The following is a 15,851-nucleotide window of genomic DNA, read 5'->3' as shown; positions in this document are numbered from 1 at the left end:
GTAAGCATCCGGCGAAGACCGCGCGCGGGTCATTTTCGGCTCAGGCGGCTTGATCAACGTTCCGGATGGCAGAGCGCCAATTCCATGGCAGCAGTTCGTCGAGCCTTTGGACGGGATGCTCGGCGATGCGCGCCAGAACGTCGGCGAGCCAGGCTTGCGGATCGACGTCGTTCATCTTGGCGGTGACGATCAGGCTGTACATCACCGCCGCCCGCTCGCCGCCGCGATCCGAGCCGCAGAACAACCACGACTTCCGACCTAAAGCGATGCCGCGCACGCCACGCTCCGCCGCATTGTTGGACAGGCAGATGCGGCCGTCATCGAGGAAGCGGGTAAATGCGCTCCAGCGCTTGAGCATGTAGTCCATGGCCTTGGCGACATCGTTGCTGCGCGAGAGCTTGGCGCGTTGTGTGCGCATCCAGGCTTCCAGATCGGCCACGAGCGGCGCGCTGAGTTCCCGGCGAACTGCCTGGCGCCTTTCGGCGCTCTGACCGTTGATGGTCCGCTCGATCTCGAACAGGGCGTCGATCCGGCGGACTGTTTCCAGCGCCAGCGGCGAGATCACTGCCGGCCTCTTGCCCTGAGCCTTGCGACGCGCATTCTCGGCCAGATCAGCCATCACGAAGAACGGCCGCCGGGCATGGACCCAGCACGCGGCTTCCAGGATCGGACCTGCGTTGCGGCCCGGTTCGTAAAGCCTGCCATAGCCGCCATAGGCATCGGCCTGGAAGATTCCGCTGTAGTTGGCCAAGTGAGCCTGGGGATGCTCGCCGGCCCGATCGCGCGAGTAATAGAACACCGCGCCCGGCGGGGCCTGCCCTCCAAAAGGCTTGTCGTCGCGCACATAGACCCAGATCCGGCCGGTGTCGGTCTTGCCTTTGGCCAGGACCGGAACCGTGGTGTCGTCCCCGTGCAATCGCTCGGCGCTCAGTACGTAGGCCTCGAGGCGCTTGAACAAAGGTGCCAGCGCCGCGGTGCAGCCGCCGACCTGGTCGGCCAGGGTCGACAGACTGATCGGCACGCCCTCCTTGGCATAGCGCTCCGCTTGCCGGTTCAGCGGCTGATGTTGACCAAACTTCTCGAACAGCACCATCGCCAGCAGGCTTGGCCCCGCCCAGCCGCGGGCAAGCACATGGAACGGCGCCGGAGCCTGGCTGATCTTCTCGCAATCACGGCAAGTAAACTTCTCGCGGACGTGCTGGATCACTTTCCAGGATTTCGGGATCACCTCCAGCGTCTCGGTGATGTCCTCGCCGAGCTTGGACAGCCGCGCGCCGCCACAGCAGGCGCACGCCACAGGTCCCGGCACGATCACCCGCTCGCGAGGTAGATGCTCCGGGAACGGCTGGCGTGACGGCCGCTTGCGCGTGAACGACGCCACCTTCGTGGTTTTGGCCGCGGCCATTTCGGCGGCGAGTTCGTCCTCCGTCGCCGAACTCTCCAGCTCCTCCAGCGTCAGTTCAAGCTGATCCAATAGCCGCGCGGTACGCTCCGAGCGCGGACCATGGCGGTCGCGGTTGAGTTTCTCGATCTGCAGCTTCAGATGGGCGATCAACGCCTGGTCGTCGGACTGCCGGGCACGGGCGGCCGCAGCCTCCGCCCGAGCAACGATCAATGCCGCTTGCAGCGTTTCGATGTCGTCTGGCAGCGATTCAAGGCCGTCACCCATGGCCCCGATGGAATCACAAAAGAGGCGATTTGAGGCGTCTTTTCTTCCGCACCTCAGAACTTTTTTGAGCCTATCCTGCGCTCTGTGGCCGCCACGTGTGCTGCGGATTGCGCCAGTCGATCGCCTCCAGCAGATAACTCATCTGCGCCGCGCTCAGCCCCACCACACCGCCCACCGTCGCCGGCCAGACAAAACGGCCACGGTCCAACCGCTTCGCGTAGAGCGACAATCCAATTCCATCGTGCCACAAGGCCTTGATCAGCGAACCGCCGCGTCCGCGGAACACGAAGACATCTCCGGCGAACGGATCGCGACCAAGGCTTTCCTGCACCAATAATGACAAACCCTGCATGCCCTTGCGCATGTCAGTGTAGCCGGTCGCAATCCAGATGCGTGCGCTCGAAGAGACTGGGATCATCGACGCTCCAGAACCTGCAGCACCCGCGCCAGGGCGGCCGCATCGACGCCCGCATCGACAATCACCCGACGATCCCGGCCAACGACGATCACCATCTGCCCGCTCGTCGCTGTGGCAGCAACCGCCGGCTCGACCTCAGCGGCAAGGACGACCCGCGCAAAGCCGGATTGCTCGCTTTGAGGGCTGATCGGCTCGGGACCGAACGAGCGCCGCCATGTCATCAGCAACGAACGTGATATGCCATGGCGTCTTGCTGTCGACGATATCGCGCGCGGCGCTTGAAAGCTTTCGGTCACGATCCGCAGCTTTTCGTCATCCGACCAGCGTCGCCGGCGACCAGTCTCGACCACCTCAAGCCGTTCAAGCTGAGTACTGCGCTTATGGCTGTCCATAAGGACTGTTACGCACCAATTGGACTAATCCAACAAGGCGGCCCTCGCCGGAGGGAGACGAATCTACCGATGTCTTGGTCTGACATACCTGCAAGGGAGTCTTCACCGCCGCCCGTAATTGGCGTCAAAAAAGAAAACGTTTGCATCTTCCCCTGAAGTGATCGGAACCAAACGCCCGGACCCTGCATTATGAAGGGAACCTGGACTTATCGCCTGTGCCGGGTCGGTGCGTGGCTCTTTTCGACGCTTGCGGGGAAAGCAGATGGCGCGAAAAAACACCGAGGCGCAGGCCCGAAATAAAATTTCAGTAGCATTGGTCGTCAACGGCACGGAGAAGCAACTCACAGTTGCGCCCTGGACCACTTTGCTTGACGCGCTGCGTGACCATCTCGACCTAACCGGCACGAAAAAGGGCTGCGACCACGGCCAGTGCGGCGCATGCACCGTGCTGGTTGATGGTCGCCGCGTCAATTCATGCCTGACGCTGATGGTCATGAAGGACGGCGCCGAAGTGACCACGATCGAAGGCCTTGCGACCCGCGATGCCCTGCATTCGCTGCAACAGGCCTTCATCGACCACGACGCCTTCCAGTGCGGCTATTGCACGCCGGGACAGATTTGCTCGGCGGCAGGGCTGATCGCCGAAGGCAAGGCGAAGACCAACGACGAAATCCGCGAGCTGATGAGCGGCAACCTCTGCCGCTGTGCCGCCTATCCCAACATTGTTGCAGCGATCACGCAGGCAATGACCGTGATGGGGGGTAAGTCATGATCAATTTCCAGTATTCGCGCGCAAACGACGTTGCCGACGCGGTGCGGCAGATCGGCGCCGACCCGGCCGCCAAATTTATCGCGGGCGGCACCAACCTGCTCGACCTGATGAAAGAGGATGTCGAGCGCCCGACCCGGCTGATCGATATTTCCAGGCTACCGCTCAAGACCGTCGAGCAAACCGCCGACGGTGGCCTGCGCATCGGCGCGCTGGTGCCGAATTCCGACCTCGCCTATCACCCGCTCATCGAGCAACGCTATCCGGTGCTCTCCAGCGCGATCCTGGCGGGAGCCTCGGCGCAGTTGCGCAATATGGCCTCGACCGGCGGCAACCTGCTGCAACGGACGCGCTGCGCTTACTTCTACGACACGGTGACGCCGTGCAACAAGCGCGAACCGGGCAGCGGCTGCTCCGCCATCCATGGCATCAACCGGGGGCATGCGATCCTCGGCACGAGCGAGGCCTGCATCGCCACGCACCCATCCGACATGTGCGTGGCGCTGGCGGCCCTGGATGCGACGGTTCATGTTGCGGGGCCCGCCGGCGAACGCGCAATTGCCATTGCGGACTTCCATCGGCTCCCCGGTGACACGCCGCAACGCGACACCGATCTGGGCCGCGATGAAATCATCACCGCGATTGAACTGCCCGCACAAGGATTCACAAGGAACTACACTTATCTCAAAATCCGCGACCGCCTCTCTTACGCCTTCGCGCTGGTATCGGTCGCGGTCGGACTTGAGATGGATGGCCGCACCATTCGCCAAGCGAGGTTAGCGCTCGGCGGCGTCGCACACAGACCGTGGCGAGATACCGCGGCCGAAGCGGTCCTGAATGGTCAGGCTGCAAGCCCCGAGACCTTCAGGCGCGCCGCGGATCTGCTGCTGCGTGACGCCAAGGGCTTTGCCTACAACACCTTCAAGATCGAACTGGCGCGCCGCGCCACGGTGCGCGCGCTGACGCAAGCCGCGAATGGCACGCCGCAGTCGCAGTCCAACAAGAGAATCGTATGAGGGCGCGATGCGCCAATTCAGCTCTCCCGACCTTCCGCGTGCGGACCTCAGCCGCCGCAGCGTCCTGCAGGGCGCTGTTGCGCTCGGAGCGCTCGGATACGGCGCAGACGCCGCGTCGCCCGCCGCCATCGCAGCCGAACAAAAGAGTCCAGTGAGCAAGCCAATGACATACATCGGCACCGCTACTTCCCGCATCGATGGAAACGCCAAGGTCACCGGCGCGGCAAAATATGCCGCCGACTTCAATGTGCCGGGCCTCGTCCACGCCTTCCTCGTCGAATCGACCATCGCCAACGGACGTATCGTGCACATCGATGCCAGCGAGGCGCTGCGCGTCGAGGGCGTCATCGATGTGCTGACGCACGAAAGACGTCCGCGCATGGCCGATACTGATGACGCCTACAAAGACGATGTGGCGCCGGAGGGCACGCCGTTCCGGCCACTTTATGACAGCAAGATCATGTTCAGCGGACAACCGGTTGCGCTTGTGCTCTCGGAAGAGTGGGAGATCGCGCGCTTCGCCGCCTCGCTGGTTCGCGTGAAATACGAACAAGAAGCGCACGTCACGGACCTATATCGCCAGCGTGAAGTGGCCTTTGCATTGCCGGAGCCCGCAAAACCGCGGGGCGATGCTGCAAAAGCCTTCGCGGCGGCCGATGTGCGCCACCAGGGCGAGTATTACGTCCCGATCGAGCATCACAATCCCATGGAACTCTATGCCTCGACGGTGACGTGGGACGGCGGCGGTAAGCTGACGGTCTACGACAAGACCCAGGGCGTGCAGAACGTGCAGCGCTATGTGTGCAGCATCTTTGACATGAAGCCGGACGATGTGCGCGTCATGTCGCCCTATGTTGGCGGGGCATTCGGCTCAGGGCTGCGACCGCAATATCAAGTGGTCCTGACCGTGTTGGCGGCGCGCGCGCTGGAGCGCCCGGTTCGTCTGGTTCTCACGCGCCAGCAGATGTACTCGCTCGGCTACCGGCCCGCCATGATCCAACGGATCGAGCTAGGTGCAACTGCCGGCGGAACGCTCGACGCGATCACGCACGACGCGATCACGGTGACGTCGCAATACGAAGAGTTCCATCGGCACGAGACCACGTGGTCCGGCCTGCTCTACAAATCCGCCAACGCGAAGTATACGCACAAGCTCGCGCGGCTCGATCTTCCGACACCGTGCGACATGCGCGGTCCGAGCGCTACGACTGGCGTCTACGCGCTTGAATCCGCAATGGACGAACTCGCGGTTGCACTCAGGCTCGATCCACTGGAGCTGCGCTTGCGGTGTTACTCAGATCGCGACCAGAACAACGGCGGCTTGCCGTTCAGCAGCAAGAACCTGGGCGAATGCTACCGCCAGGGCGCGGAAGCATTCGGTTGGGACAAGCGCAATCCGGAACCGCGCTCGATGCGCGACGGCAGCGAGCTGGTCGGCTGGGGCATGGCGACGGGCGTCTGGGAGGCGTTGCAGGTGCCGATCGCCGTCCGGATCGTGCTGACCGCGAACGGTCACGCGGAGGTGGCATGCGCGACGTCGGATATCGGCACGGGCACCTACACCATCATGGCGCAGGTCGCGGCGGACGCACTTGGACTGCCAATCGACAACATCAGCATCAAGCTCGGCGACTCGACATTGCCGCAATCGCCAGTGGAAGGTGGATCATGGATCGCCGCCTCGGTGTCGAACGGGATCGTGACGACATCCACCGCGATCCGCGAGGAATTGTTGCATCTGGCCAAGAAAGTACCGGGCTCGCCGCTTGCGAACGCAACACGCGACGAAGTCGGGCGCTTGCGGACGGCAAGCTTGTGAGCCGGCAAGATGCTTCGCGCGCGATATCGATCGCTGATGTGATGCGACACGGCGCAGTCGACCGAATCGAGCAAGAGAAGTCCACCAGCTTTGCCAATGACGGCAAGCACGCGCACAACACGCATTCGGCGCTCTTCGCCGAAGTGAAGGTGGACGAACAGCTCGGCGTCATTCGCGTCACCCGCATCGTCAGCGCGGTCGCGGCGGGGCGTATCCTGAACACCAAGACCGCGCACAGCCAGGTCATGGGCGGCGTGGTGTGGGGAATCGGAGTGGTGCTGCACGAGGAGACGCTGATCGATCACAAGTTCGGCCGCATCATGAACGCCAACATCGCCGAATACCATGTCCCGGTAAATGCCGACGTCCACGACATCAAGGTGATCTTCGTCGAGGAGCAGGATAACATCGTCAATCCGCTTGGCGTCAAGGGTTTGGGTGAGATTGGTCTCGTCGGCGTCGCCGCGGCGATCGCTAATGCGATTTACCACGCGACCGGAAAACGCGTGCGCGATCTGCCAATTACACTAGACAAGTTGCAGCGCTGATTCCTGCGGAGCTCGTCAGACTACTTTCCCACCGAATGCATGCCCAGCGGCGCCTCCGCCAAGTCCAGGCCGACCACGCCGGTTGCAAGCGACCGCACATTAAACAATTTGGAGTCCGCGGCGGGTCAAAAGCGGCTGTCGAAGCGAGCCCGGAACGATGTCTGCTTTATCGCCGCCAGCTGACAATACACCGGCAGAGACGTGCTCCGACTCATGCCAGACATGCTAAGGGGTGACTGTCGCCCCCGCTCGTGCTACGATCCCAACTCCGCTGCTACCTTCCGGAATTCGCGACACCGGCCTCTCAACATCAACTTGAGGCGCTGGATGCCCCGCATCATCAACGCATACGCTGACAATTCGCCGCTGGCCAACTCGCTGAAGGATCTCGGCGAGTCGATGTTCGGCGATCAGGCACAGAAGGAAGTCTTCCGGCAAAAGGCGTTCGGCCTGAAACGCGAGAACGACAACGCCGAAACCCTGGCGGCTGCGGTACGTGACGGGAATCGAAACGACATTGGCTATTACGGCGTGCTCGCCGGGAAGACGGGACAGGACGCCGCCGACTACGGCCGCCTCTCCGCCGCCAATCACACGTCAAACTTTGACGATCCCCGCCTCGCGATCTCGATGCTAGGCGCCGGCGGCTCCGCGGCCAACACCGCAATTGGTCAGCGGCGTTCGCTCGACAACGCCATCACGACCACGGGTATGAACAATTCGACGACGTTGGAATCGCAACGCATAGCCTCGGACCGCGCACGCGAGACTCAGCTTGCGATCGATCAGCGTACGTTGACGCCGGTCCTCGATGATGCCGGCGTGGCTCACTATGTTCCCAAGTCGCAAGCGGTCGGCGGCGAAGCGCCCATGACTTCCGACAACGTGGTCGCAAACATGCTGCGACGGCAATCCGCTGCGGCGCAGCCGGGTCAGACGTCGTCGGATCCGCTTGGTGCCGTCGACCCCCGCATCCTGAAGAAAGCCGGTCTGGACTTACCGGAGCAAACGTTGATCGAGCCGCGTAGTGGCCAAACCGCCATTTCACGTGATGGCGGCCGCACAGCGATCCTGCCCGACGGCCGCACTGTGTCTGCGACCGGATTCCAACCGGTGAGTACGGATGCGGCCCTGGTTCAGGCTCGCGACAATAACGTGCGCTCGAGCGCGTCGACGCCATTAGTTGTTGGCGACCCGACAAAAAGCCAGGCGGCCGCCGACGCAGCAACGACCACCGGCATCGGACCGAAGATCGCAACTTTCTTCAACGAAGATCTTGGCGCGCTACCCGCTGCAACGAGCGTGCTGAAGGCGGCCACCGGTTCGTCCGAAATCGCCCCAGGCGTTCAGCGGGCGCGATCCTCGCAAGATATCCGGAACAACCAGGCACGCAGCGTGCTGCTCGGCGGACCCGGACGGCAGACCGTTCAGGCGCAACAATGGGTGAACGATCTGCTTCCGCAAGGCAACGCACTCAGCAATCCGGAGACCGAGGCGGCGAAGATCCCGACGATCGTGAATGCGCTCAAAGGCGACCACGAACAGATTCGCCAGCTTGTCATCGATCCCAACACGCTGCCCGCCGAACGCGTAAAACTGTCACAACAGCTTCACCAGATCGAGAACACGATCCGGATGTACACGGAGCCTCAGCAGCAGGCGCCTTCTACGCAAGCTACTGCAGCACCTGCTGCACAAGCCGCGTCGGCTTCCGCAGCGCCGACGCAGACGGCCACCAATCCACAGACTGGCCAGAAACTCGGCTTGGTAAATGGGCGGTGGGTGCCGCTCTCGGGTGCTGACACCGATGGCACGCCGAAATCTCCGGCTGCACCGCGGATCGGTGAGACGCGCGACGGCTACACGTTCCAAGGCGGGGATCCGGCATCGCCGCAGAGTTGGGCGAAATCGGCCAACGATCCACTGTCGCAGGCGCGCGATGCGATTGCCCGTGGCGCCGACCCCGCAGCGGTGAAGCGGCGGCTGCAGCAAAATGGCATCGATCCGACTGCGCTCAGCCGACCGCAGCAGGTTATCCAGAACGGACACACGTACAGTCTTCAGCCTGACGGGAGCTACCAGTGATGGCGGGTAAACCGCCCTTCGACCCGTCGCAGCCGGCGAAGGCCTAGGGCCGAACAGCTCACCGACATAGTGGACTCGACCGGAGCGCCGCGGTGACGGGGCGCCAATGCGCCACCCAATTCGAACCGCCGCCCCTTCGCTGCCAGGCGAACGGGCAATTCCTGCCAGGGAAGCGGTCTATAGCTTCGTCCGGGTTATCAAGTAGCCGGCACCTGATTTGGTTATTTTTCAATGAGCATTCCCTGAAAAGGGGGCATTGCATTTGGGCGCCCGTTCAGGTTGCTTAATCACACTCGACCGATCTATTTGAGATGGGGGACTCGGATGGACTGGAGCAGCGCGATCGGTTCGGCCGCGTCCTTTGTCGGAGACACATGGAGTAAGACTCCGGGCCCAATGCAGACCGTCATCACGGCGGCCTTTGGCACGTTTGTCGGCGCATTTGTTACGAGCCGATCTCAAGCGAAACGACGGACAATCGATGAATTAAAGGCTGTGCATGTCGCTTATGGCCTCTGCTTCACCATGATCAACAAAGCGCTCGCGATAAAGCGGCAGCACATTCGTCCCATGAAACAGGCCTATGATGAGGCTGTCGAGCGCTACGATGACTTTGCCGCTAATCCGGCGGGCGCGTTCGCGCTCGAGCTGGACCTCAGAACCCTCTCGCAAGTGCGGTTCGGCGTACCTGCTTTGGAGAAGGTCGTTTTCGAGAAGTTCTCACTCGGTCACCGCGGTATAGCTGCCGCGGCCTCATTAGCCGACGCTACCGAAGATCTACGAATTTCGATCGACTATCGGAATAGTCTGATTTCCGAGTTTCAAAAGCGACAGCCGACAACACACTTAGAGCGCATCGCCTTCTACGTTGGCGCTTACATGGACGAGCAAGTAGACCTGCGATTTGGCCACAATCTGGAAGCTCTGAGCCTCCAGGCCGATGATTGCATCTTCTTCGGCATGAAGCTCGCGGACGAACTGCTGCGGCTGGAGAGAAAACTACATTCCCGCAATGGCTGGAAATATCGGCTCAACATACCGCGGCAACATCCTGCTGATTGGTCTACCGCGCATGCGGAAAATCTAATTCCAACCCAGGACCGATACGCCGATTGGCTGAGAGGCTTTGGGAAGCCGCCGACCGTGTGGGGGCGGCTGAAGAATTATCTGGCTAGGTTGAAGCGACCTTCTGAACAACAGGTTTGAGCGCGTCATTGCGCTGTGGAAGGGCGCGCCCGAGTCGGGGGTGGGAGAGTGGCGGGAGGCTTGTCTTTGGGCGCTCGTTACGGTTGAGTGCCCGTGGGAGGCTATAGAAGTGAATCAAGCAGGGCTAGATCGTTTACGAACGCCATACATCCCAACCTGGGCAAGTCTTCGCTCTATCGGCAATTCGCGAGCGGTACAGGCGTCAGTGGCATTTCCCATTATCGGCTACCTTGTCCTGCTCAGCAGTCAGTTCACATCGTTCTTTGATGGAGGCTTGGCTGGAAACAGCGGTGGGCACGGGGGGAATTGGTTCGACTATCTGTGGTCCTTGAAACTGTACTACGTTTATTTTGGGCTTTTGCATCTCGGCGTAGGATCCGCGCTTTATCAATGGGGATGCCCCCGCCAAATAAAGAAGCACGGAGATTGGGAAGATTACATTCGCGTCGACGGTCCTGCGATGACCGATACGTACATTGAAGCGATCGGCGAAATGATAGGAGTAGACTTCTTGAATAGCGTGAGAAGACCGGGAGAAACTCTCTTCTCTGCAAAGATCCATCTTCTGCGCCTTCACTACGCGGCTCTATCCGCCGAGGCCCCAGCCTTCCGGCTGGTAGTGGCGTATCTCTTTCTTTTTGGGCTTGCGCTGCTTGCGCTGCCGTCAATGATGACCGCCTTTAAGATCACGAAGTTGTTTCTGAGCTCTTAGTGGAGGGTCCCCGTGCCTGATACCAAACTGTACAAGGTCATCGTTATGATCGACGGGGTTGCAAGCGCAATTGCCGGAGTCGACTTTGAAGGCGCGATTTGGCTCGTCCCCAACTGGCTACCATTCCAATCCGAAGGATACACCAAGCCAACGCGAATGGTTCGACTAGATCAGTTTCAATCCCGGCGGTTCGTTCCTCCGGCAACCGGACCTGGCCCATTCGCGGGGGCGGATTATGCTGTAAGCGACCCACTACCCAAAGAACTGTTTGTCGGCGAATTGACCCCGCAACTAGAAAAGCAGTACGTCGTTCTAGATCGGCCGGACGTGAAGTTTCGAACTGGTGGATCTATAAATTAGACATCACCGCCATGCACCCGCATTCGGGTACTCAAGCCGCCAGTTAAAGTTGCTGTTGGCAACCACAGGCGCCCCTCCAGGCTCGCGGAGCATAGGGCCACCGCGTCACCCTCGTCGGGGCTCGGCATGCCCCGTTTCTTTATCTCGTCCTTGCTCTCCAGCACCAGCCGGCCGTCGCTCATGTGGCGGTAGCCTGGGCCGCAGATGTCGGTTTGCAGGCTGTACTATCCCTTTCCCCCTCCCCGCCCTTATCGCCGCGATGTCCTGACCCACCTGGGCGGTCGGCGATGGGTAGTCAAGGCCCCCTGGGCCTTTATGTCGGTGGCCGGCGACGGCATTGACGCTCAAAGCTCGTCGGGACAACCTTTGGTCCTCGACCCCACGGCTGGAGAGCCGAATCGAACGCCCGTCCGAGCTGGCGTGGGTCGCGTAACAAGACGGCTCAATATCAATCCAGCTGGATCGCGGCACGCAGATACCGCGCCTTCAACCTTTTGACGATGGCAGTCGCCCGATAGCGCGCACACTTCCCTTGCTCTCCCGTCCTAGTTGCGCTTGGATCGGGCTGGGTCTGGGGAGATTTCATTATGCGTATTTTGATTGTAGTGGCGGTTTGCGCCACGTTGGCCGGCTGCATGACCGCCGGCGAAACTGTTTCGTTCAAAGCATCAAATCCACAGCAGCAGGCGCTTATGCGAGATGGGCAGCCCGCCCTCGTATCTCGTCAGAAGAGTTCAATTGTGCTGGTCAGACCTGCCTCTCGCCAGCTTCAAGCAAACGGACGACCGGTCTTCGTCGTTGGTATCAACAATCTTAGCAGACAGCCGGTCGACTTCCGGGTGGCCCAGGTCGAAGCCGTGCAACATGCTGCAGGGTCCGACTTCGAGATGAAGATCGTCACCTATGAGATGCTGGTTCAGGAAGAGAAGAACAGGCAAGTGGCCGCGGCGCTCCTAACTGGACTGGCGGCCGGTGCCAACTCGTACAGCGCCTCCCGCGCTGGCTATGGCAGCTATACAACGCCGAGCGGTCGGACGGGCACGTTCTACAGCCCCACCGCGGCCGCCGTCGCCCAAGGCAATGCCGCTGCGCAGAACGACGTAATGATCGCGGCAACCGTGGAGACCGGTCAGCGCAATATGGCTGTGCTCGAGCAATCGGTGATCAAAGACAACACTCTGATGCCCGGCGAGTGGTACGGAGGTCAATTGCATGTCGCGCCTCCGACTGACCAGGGCGATGGCGGTCCTAAGTCTTACACGATCGTGATAACGGTTGGGACGGACCGGCATGTCATCGACGTTTCACAGGCACGGACTGGCGTCTGAGTCGGGCGGATATGAGAGCTATTTCTTTCTCATTCATCCTCGTCGCCAGTCTCTTGATAACGCACGCACCTGGATTTGCGGCGTGCGGGGATAATGGCGGTCCCGGATACCGTAGCCAGTCTGGAAAGTGCGTCGGCTGGGAGGCGCTCGCCCGTCAATGCGGAAATCCTCCCTCCACAAAATGCACGCCTGAGAACGTCGCTGCGGGATCCGAGGATGCCGCAGCAAAAGGGGCAACTATCCGATCGCTTATGGATCGTTCGCATGCCGCCAAAGTGCCCGCGAGCAACTAGATCACTTCCGAAGCATGCCTACATCGTCGGGGGCAACGCTACCGTCAGCATGACGTTTCCTTTGCCCTCTCCTCCGCAGGAAGACACTCAAAGCGGTGGCATTTAGCGAGGACCATTTTGGCGACTTCCTGCTTGACGAACCGATAGCGGGACACAGCAGCACGACGTCAATCCCTAGAGGCTTCTCTCGAGCGCGATTCGGCGCGATCATGCGCCGTGTCCCCACGCATCATCCAAATTCCGCTGTCCGGCGGCGACCGTAAAGCCCAAGTGAGAGGCATCCGTCAGGCTCACGGATTGCACGCGAGCTACTACGCCCAGTCTGTTCTGATCCGTACAGCGGCGGAGGCCAAGATCCGCGAGGCCGACCGCTTGGAATGCGACGCATGGAACGCCATCATGTGGGCCGGTGGTCCGGCGATGCCGTCCCCGGGCGAGCCGCAGGCGAATCCCACAATCGCAAAGGCGCTAAATGCCGGGTATGACCTGCTCGAGGCCAAGTGCAACCGGTGCCGGCGCATCTCGTTGGTTCCGCTTCGAAGGCTAAAGCGTGCGCCAAGCACACCGATCTGGAAGCTCGAGCCAGCCCTGTATTGCGAGCCATGCTCAGAGAGGAAAGTTGGCGGCCGGAGGCAGCGCGCTCACATTCTGCGGCTGACCTCTGCAAGGCCAGACGGAGATACGACGGAGCAGGCGCAACGATGAAAGGGCTTCCTCACTGTGTGTAACGTAAGCGCTGTTCAGCGGCCACCTACCGGATGATGGGGTGATCTGCGAGTCTGCGGTTCGATTTGGACCGTTAGGCTTAGAATGGACACAGTGCATACTGCTATCACGGAGCCGGTACGGCGGCTTGAGGTCTTCACCGGCGCCGGCCGTCGGCGGAAGTGGAGCGACGAGGACAAGGCGCGGATCGTCGCGGAGATTGTGGCGAGCGGCGACTCGGTCTGTTCGGTAGCCCGACGGCATGGATTGTCACCGCAGCAGTTGTTTGGCTGGCGACGTCAGTTGCGAGAGGCAGCAGGCGGTCATTCCGAAATAGAAGAAGTGCAGTTTGTGCCGGCGGTGGTGGATGTCGCAGTGCCGGCGCCTGCTCTTGGCCGGGAGCGCAAAGTGGCGCGCTGCAAACCCAAACCGGATGTCCGAACTTGCCGTTGCGATGCCGGGATCATCGAGATCGAAGTCGACGGCATCACGATCCGGGCCGGTCGTGGTGCGGACACGGCAATGATTGCGTCGATCGTCCAGGCGCTGAAGGCGAGCCGGTGATCGGTCCGTCGGGTGCGGTCCGGGTGATGGTGGCGACCAAACCGGTGGACTTCCGCAAGGGGATGGAAGGGCTTGCGACCCTGGTGCGCGAGAGCATGGGGGCTGACCCATTCTCGGGAGCTGTCTATGTGTTCCGTGCCAAGCGGGCGGATCGGATCAAGCTGGTGTTCTGGGACGGAACGGGTCTGTGCCTGTTCGCCAAACGGCTTGAGGATGGGATCTTCCGCTGGCCGAAGATCGAGGACGGCGTGATGCGTCTGTCGGCGGCGCAATTGTCGGCGCTGTTGGAAGGGCTCGACTGGCGGCGTGTCCACGAGGTACGGGAGACGCCAGCGCCAACGCAAGCCGGATAGTTGTTGGCAGCGCTGCGGCGAAGTGAATCAGGGGCATCGAGCGCGTCGCCAGATGGCGGCGAATATGCTCTGAATTGCGTGTGAGCGACGCCCTGCCTGACGATCCCGAGACGCTGAAAGCGATGCTGCTTGCCGAGCGGTGCGAGAGCGAACGGCTGCGTCAGATCATCAAGGAATTGCAGCGGCATCGGTTCGGCCGGCGGGCAGAGACCTTGCCTGAAGATCAGATGCTGCTGGGCCTGGAAGATGTCGAGCAGGTCGCAGCGTACAGCGAGACGGCGCAGGACGTCAGCGCACCTGAAAGCCGTGAGGCTCGGGCTCGCAAGCGCCGGATCAACCGTGGCGCCTTGCCAGCGCACTTGCGGCGGATCGAGGTCGTCGTCGATATCGACAATAAGATCTGCTCCTGTTGCCAGGGCGAGTTGCACCGGATCGGCGAGGATAGAAGTGAGCGGCTGGACCTGGTCCCGGCGCAGTTCCGGATCCTCGTCACCCGGCGTCCCAAATACGCCTGCCGGGCTTGCGAGGACGGTGTCATGCAGGCGCCGGCCCCGGCCCGGCTGATCGAGGGTGGTCTGCCGACCGAGGCCACCGTCGCCCAGGTCCTGGTCTCCAAATATGCCGATCACCTGCCACTCTACCGGCAGGCGCAGATTTACGCCCGCCAGGGCATTGAGCTTGATCGTTCGACGCTGGCGGACTGGGTGGGACAGGCAGCCTTCCATCTGCGCCCGTTGCATGAGCGGCTCCTTGGCAAGCTCAGGCAGCGGCCAAAGCTGTTCGCCGACGAGACGACGATGCCGGTGCTCGATCCCGGCCGCGGGCGCACCAAGACCGGTCAGCTCTGGGCCTATGCGGCGGACGACCGGCCATGGGGCGGTGCCGATCCGCCGGGCGTCGCCTATGTCTATGCGCCCGACCGCAAGGCCGACCGACCGATCGCTCATCTGGCAGGCTTCAAGGGGATCCTGCAGGTCGACGGCTATGCCGGCTATGGCAGGCTCGCCGAGCGTGGCAACGTTCAGCTTGCATTCTGCTGGTCGCACATGCGGCGTAACTTCTACGAACTTGCCACCCCCGGTCCTGCGCCTATTGCGAGCGAGGCGCTCAAGCATATCGCCGAGTTCTATGCCATCGAGAAGGACATCCGCGGCCGCAGCGCCGAGGAACGTCGTCTCGTTCGACAACAGAAAAGCCGGCCGCTGGCGGAAGCCTTCGAGCTGTGGCTCCGCGCAAAGCTCGCGTTGATCAGCCAAAAGGGCAAGCTGGCAGACGCCATCCGTTATGCGCTCTCACGCTGGGATGGCCTGACGCGCTTCATCGATGATGGCCGTATCGAGCTCGACAATAACGCCGTCGAGCGCTCGATCCGTCCGATCACGTTGAACCGTAAAAATGCGCTGTTCGCAGGCTCCGACGGCGGTGCCGAGCACTGGGCCACCATCGCCTCCCTGGTCGAAACCTGTAAGCTGAACGACCTCGATCCGCTTGCCTACCTGACCGACGTCCTCACCAGGATCGTCAATGGTCATCCGAATAGCGAGATCGATCAGTTGCTTCCGTGGGCCTATTGCCGTCACGACCTCAGAGCTGTGGCCTGAAAACAGCGCTTAC

General features: G+C 61.6%; 12 protein-coding genes and 1 pseudogene. 10 read left to right on the top strand and 3 right to left on the bottom strand.

Features of this window, described 5'->3' with window-relative positions; genetic code table 11:
* Positions 1–40: 40 nt before the first annotated feature.
* The 3 genes from tnpC (UB31_RS22210) to tnpA (UB31_RS22200) form a co-directional block, all read right to left on the bottom strand.
* Positions 41–1,669 carry an IS66 family transposase gene (gene tnpC / locus UB31_RS22210; RefSeq protein ID WP_044999807.1) on the bottom strand — a complete coding sequence of 543 codons (1,629 nt, stop codon included), beginning with the start codon at positions 1,667–1,669 and terminating at the stop codon, positions 41–43.
* A 70-nt stretch (positions 1,670–1,739) separates the two neighbouring features.
* Complete coding sequence (gene tnpB / locus UB31_RS22205) at positions 1,740–2,087, bottom strand: IS66 family insertion sequence element accessory protein TnpB (protein WP_044999806.1); 348 nt, start codon at positions 2,085–2,087, stop codon at positions 1,740–1,742.
* Entirely contained in the window at positions 2,084–2,479 is a 396-nt protein-coding gene (tnpA, locus tag UB31_RS22200) for an IS66-like element accessory protein TnpA (protein ID WP_044999804.1), read from the bottom strand. Before tnpA (UB31_RS22200) ends, tnpB (UB31_RS22205) begins: the two co-directional genes overlap by 4 nt.
* Before the next feature lie 262 nt (positions 2,480–2,741).
* Here tnpA (UB31_RS22200) and UB31_RS22195 point away from each other — a divergent pair, with 262 nt between their 5' ends.
* From UB31_RS22195 to tnpC (UB31_RS22140), 10 genes and pseudogenes are all read left to right on the top strand, one after another.
* On the top strand, positions 2,742–3,251 hold the full coding sequence (locus UB31_RS22195) for a (2Fe-2S)-binding protein (protein ID WP_045012408.1): 510 nt from the start codon (positions 2,742–2,744) through the stop codon (positions 3,249–3,251).
* Entirely contained in the window at positions 3,248–4,264 is a 1,017-nt protein-coding gene (locus UB31_RS22190; protein ID WP_045012407.1) for an FAD binding domain-containing protein, read from the top strand. The genes UB31_RS22195 and UB31_RS22190 overlap by 4 nt, the downstream gene beginning before the upstream one ends.
* 163 nt (positions 4,265–4,427) lie before the next feature.
* Positions 4,428–6,631, top strand: a pseudogene (locus tag UB31_RS22185) (xanthine dehydrogenase family protein molybdopterin-binding subunit).
* Positions 6,632–6,958: 327 nt separating this feature from the next.
* A complete protein-coding gene (locus tag UB31_RS22180; RefSeq protein WP_045012406.1) occupies positions 6,959–8,716 on the top strand; it encodes a hypothetical protein in 1,758 nt (585 codons plus the stop codon).
* 396 nt (positions 8,717–9,112) lie between these two features.
* Positions 9,113–9,922, top strand: coding sequence for a hypothetical protein (locus UB31_RS22175; RefSeq protein ID WP_156175491.1), 810 nt, complete (start codon positions 9,113–9,115; stop codon positions 9,920–9,922).
* A gap of 205 nt (positions 9,923–10,127) precedes the next feature.
* The gene (locus tag UB31_RS22170; RefSeq protein ID WP_045012404.1) at positions 10,128–10,634 is read left to right on the top strand and encodes a hypothetical protein; all 507 of its coding nucleotides are present in this window, start codon (positions 10,128–10,130) and stop codon (positions 10,632–10,634) included.
* A 947-nt stretch (positions 10,635–11,581) separates the two neighbouring features.
* Positions 11,582–12,322 carry a hypothetical protein gene (locus UB31_RS22160; RefSeq protein WP_045012402.1) on the top strand — a complete coding sequence of 247 codons (741 nt, stop codon included), beginning with the start codon at positions 11,582–11,584 and terminating at the stop codon, positions 12,320–12,322.
* A 1,103-nt stretch (positions 12,323–13,425) separates the two neighbouring features.
* On the top strand, positions 13,426–13,884 hold the full coding sequence (gene tnpA / locus UB31_RS22150) for an IS66-like element accessory protein TnpA (RefSeq protein WP_045005335.1): 459 nt from the start codon (positions 13,426–13,428) through the stop codon (positions 13,882–13,884).
* A complete protein-coding gene (tnpB, locus tag UB31_RS22145; RefSeq protein WP_045004130.1) occupies positions 13,881–14,237 on the top strand; it encodes an IS66 family insertion sequence element accessory protein TnpB in 357 nt (118 codons plus the stop codon). Before tnpA (UB31_RS22150) ends, tnpB (UB31_RS22145) begins: the two co-directional genes overlap by 4 nt.
* Before the next feature lie 122 nt (positions 14,238–14,359).
* Complete coding sequence (gene tnpC, locus UB31_RS22140; protein WP_045010987.1) at positions 14,360–15,838, top strand: IS66 family transposase; 1,479 nt, start codon at positions 14,360–14,362, stop codon at positions 15,836–15,838.
* The last annotated feature ends 13 nt before the right edge of the window (positions 15,839–15,851 follow it).

Origin of the sequence: Bradyrhizobium sp. LTSP849 (assembly GCF_000938255.1) — a bacterium.
Taxonomy (GTDB): domain Bacteria; phylum Pseudomonadota; class Alphaproteobacteria; order Rhizobiales; family Xanthobacteraceae; genus Bradyrhizobium.
The sequence above is the reverse complement of the archived record's forward strand: the minus strand, read 5'-3'. Positions and strand labels throughout refer to the sequence as shown.

Coding starts and splice junctions, on each gene's coding strand:
- tnpC (WP_044999807.1), bottom strand. CDS start 1,669: ATGGGTGACGGCCTTGAATCGCTGCCAGACGACATCGAAACGCTGCAA.
- tnpB (WP_044999806.1), bottom strand. CDS start 2,087: ATGATCCCAGTCTCTTCGAGCGCACGCATCTGGATTGCGACCGGCTAC.
- tnpA (WP_044999804.1), bottom strand. CDS start 2,479: ATGGACAGCCATAAGCGCAGTACTCAGCTTGAACGGCTTGAGGTGGTC.
- UB31_RS22195 (WP_045012408.1), top strand. CDS start 2,742: ATGGCGCGAAAAAACACCGAGGCGCAGGCCCGAAATAAAATTTCAGTA.
- UB31_RS22190 (WP_045012407.1), top strand. CDS start 3,248: ATGATCAATTTCCAGTATTCGCGCGCAAACGACGTTGCCGACGCGGTG.
- UB31_RS22180 (WP_045012406.1), top strand. CDS start 6,959: ATGCCCCGCATCATCAACGCATACGCTGACAATTCGCCGCTGGCCAAC.
- UB31_RS22175 (WP_156175491.1), top strand. CDS start 9,113: ATGCAGACCGTCATCACGGCGGCCTTTGGCACGTTTGTCGGCGCATTT.
- UB31_RS22160 (WP_045012402.1), top strand. CDS start 11,582: ATGCGTATTTTGATTGTAGTGGCGGTTTGCGCCACGTTGGCCGGCTGC.
- tnpA (WP_045005335.1), top strand. CDS start 13,426: ATGGACACAGTGCATACTGCTATCACGGAGCCGGTACGGCGGCTTGAG.
- tnpC (WP_045010987.1), top strand. CDS start 14,360: ATGCTGCTTGCCGAGCGGTGCGAGAGCGAACGGCTGCGTCAGATCATC.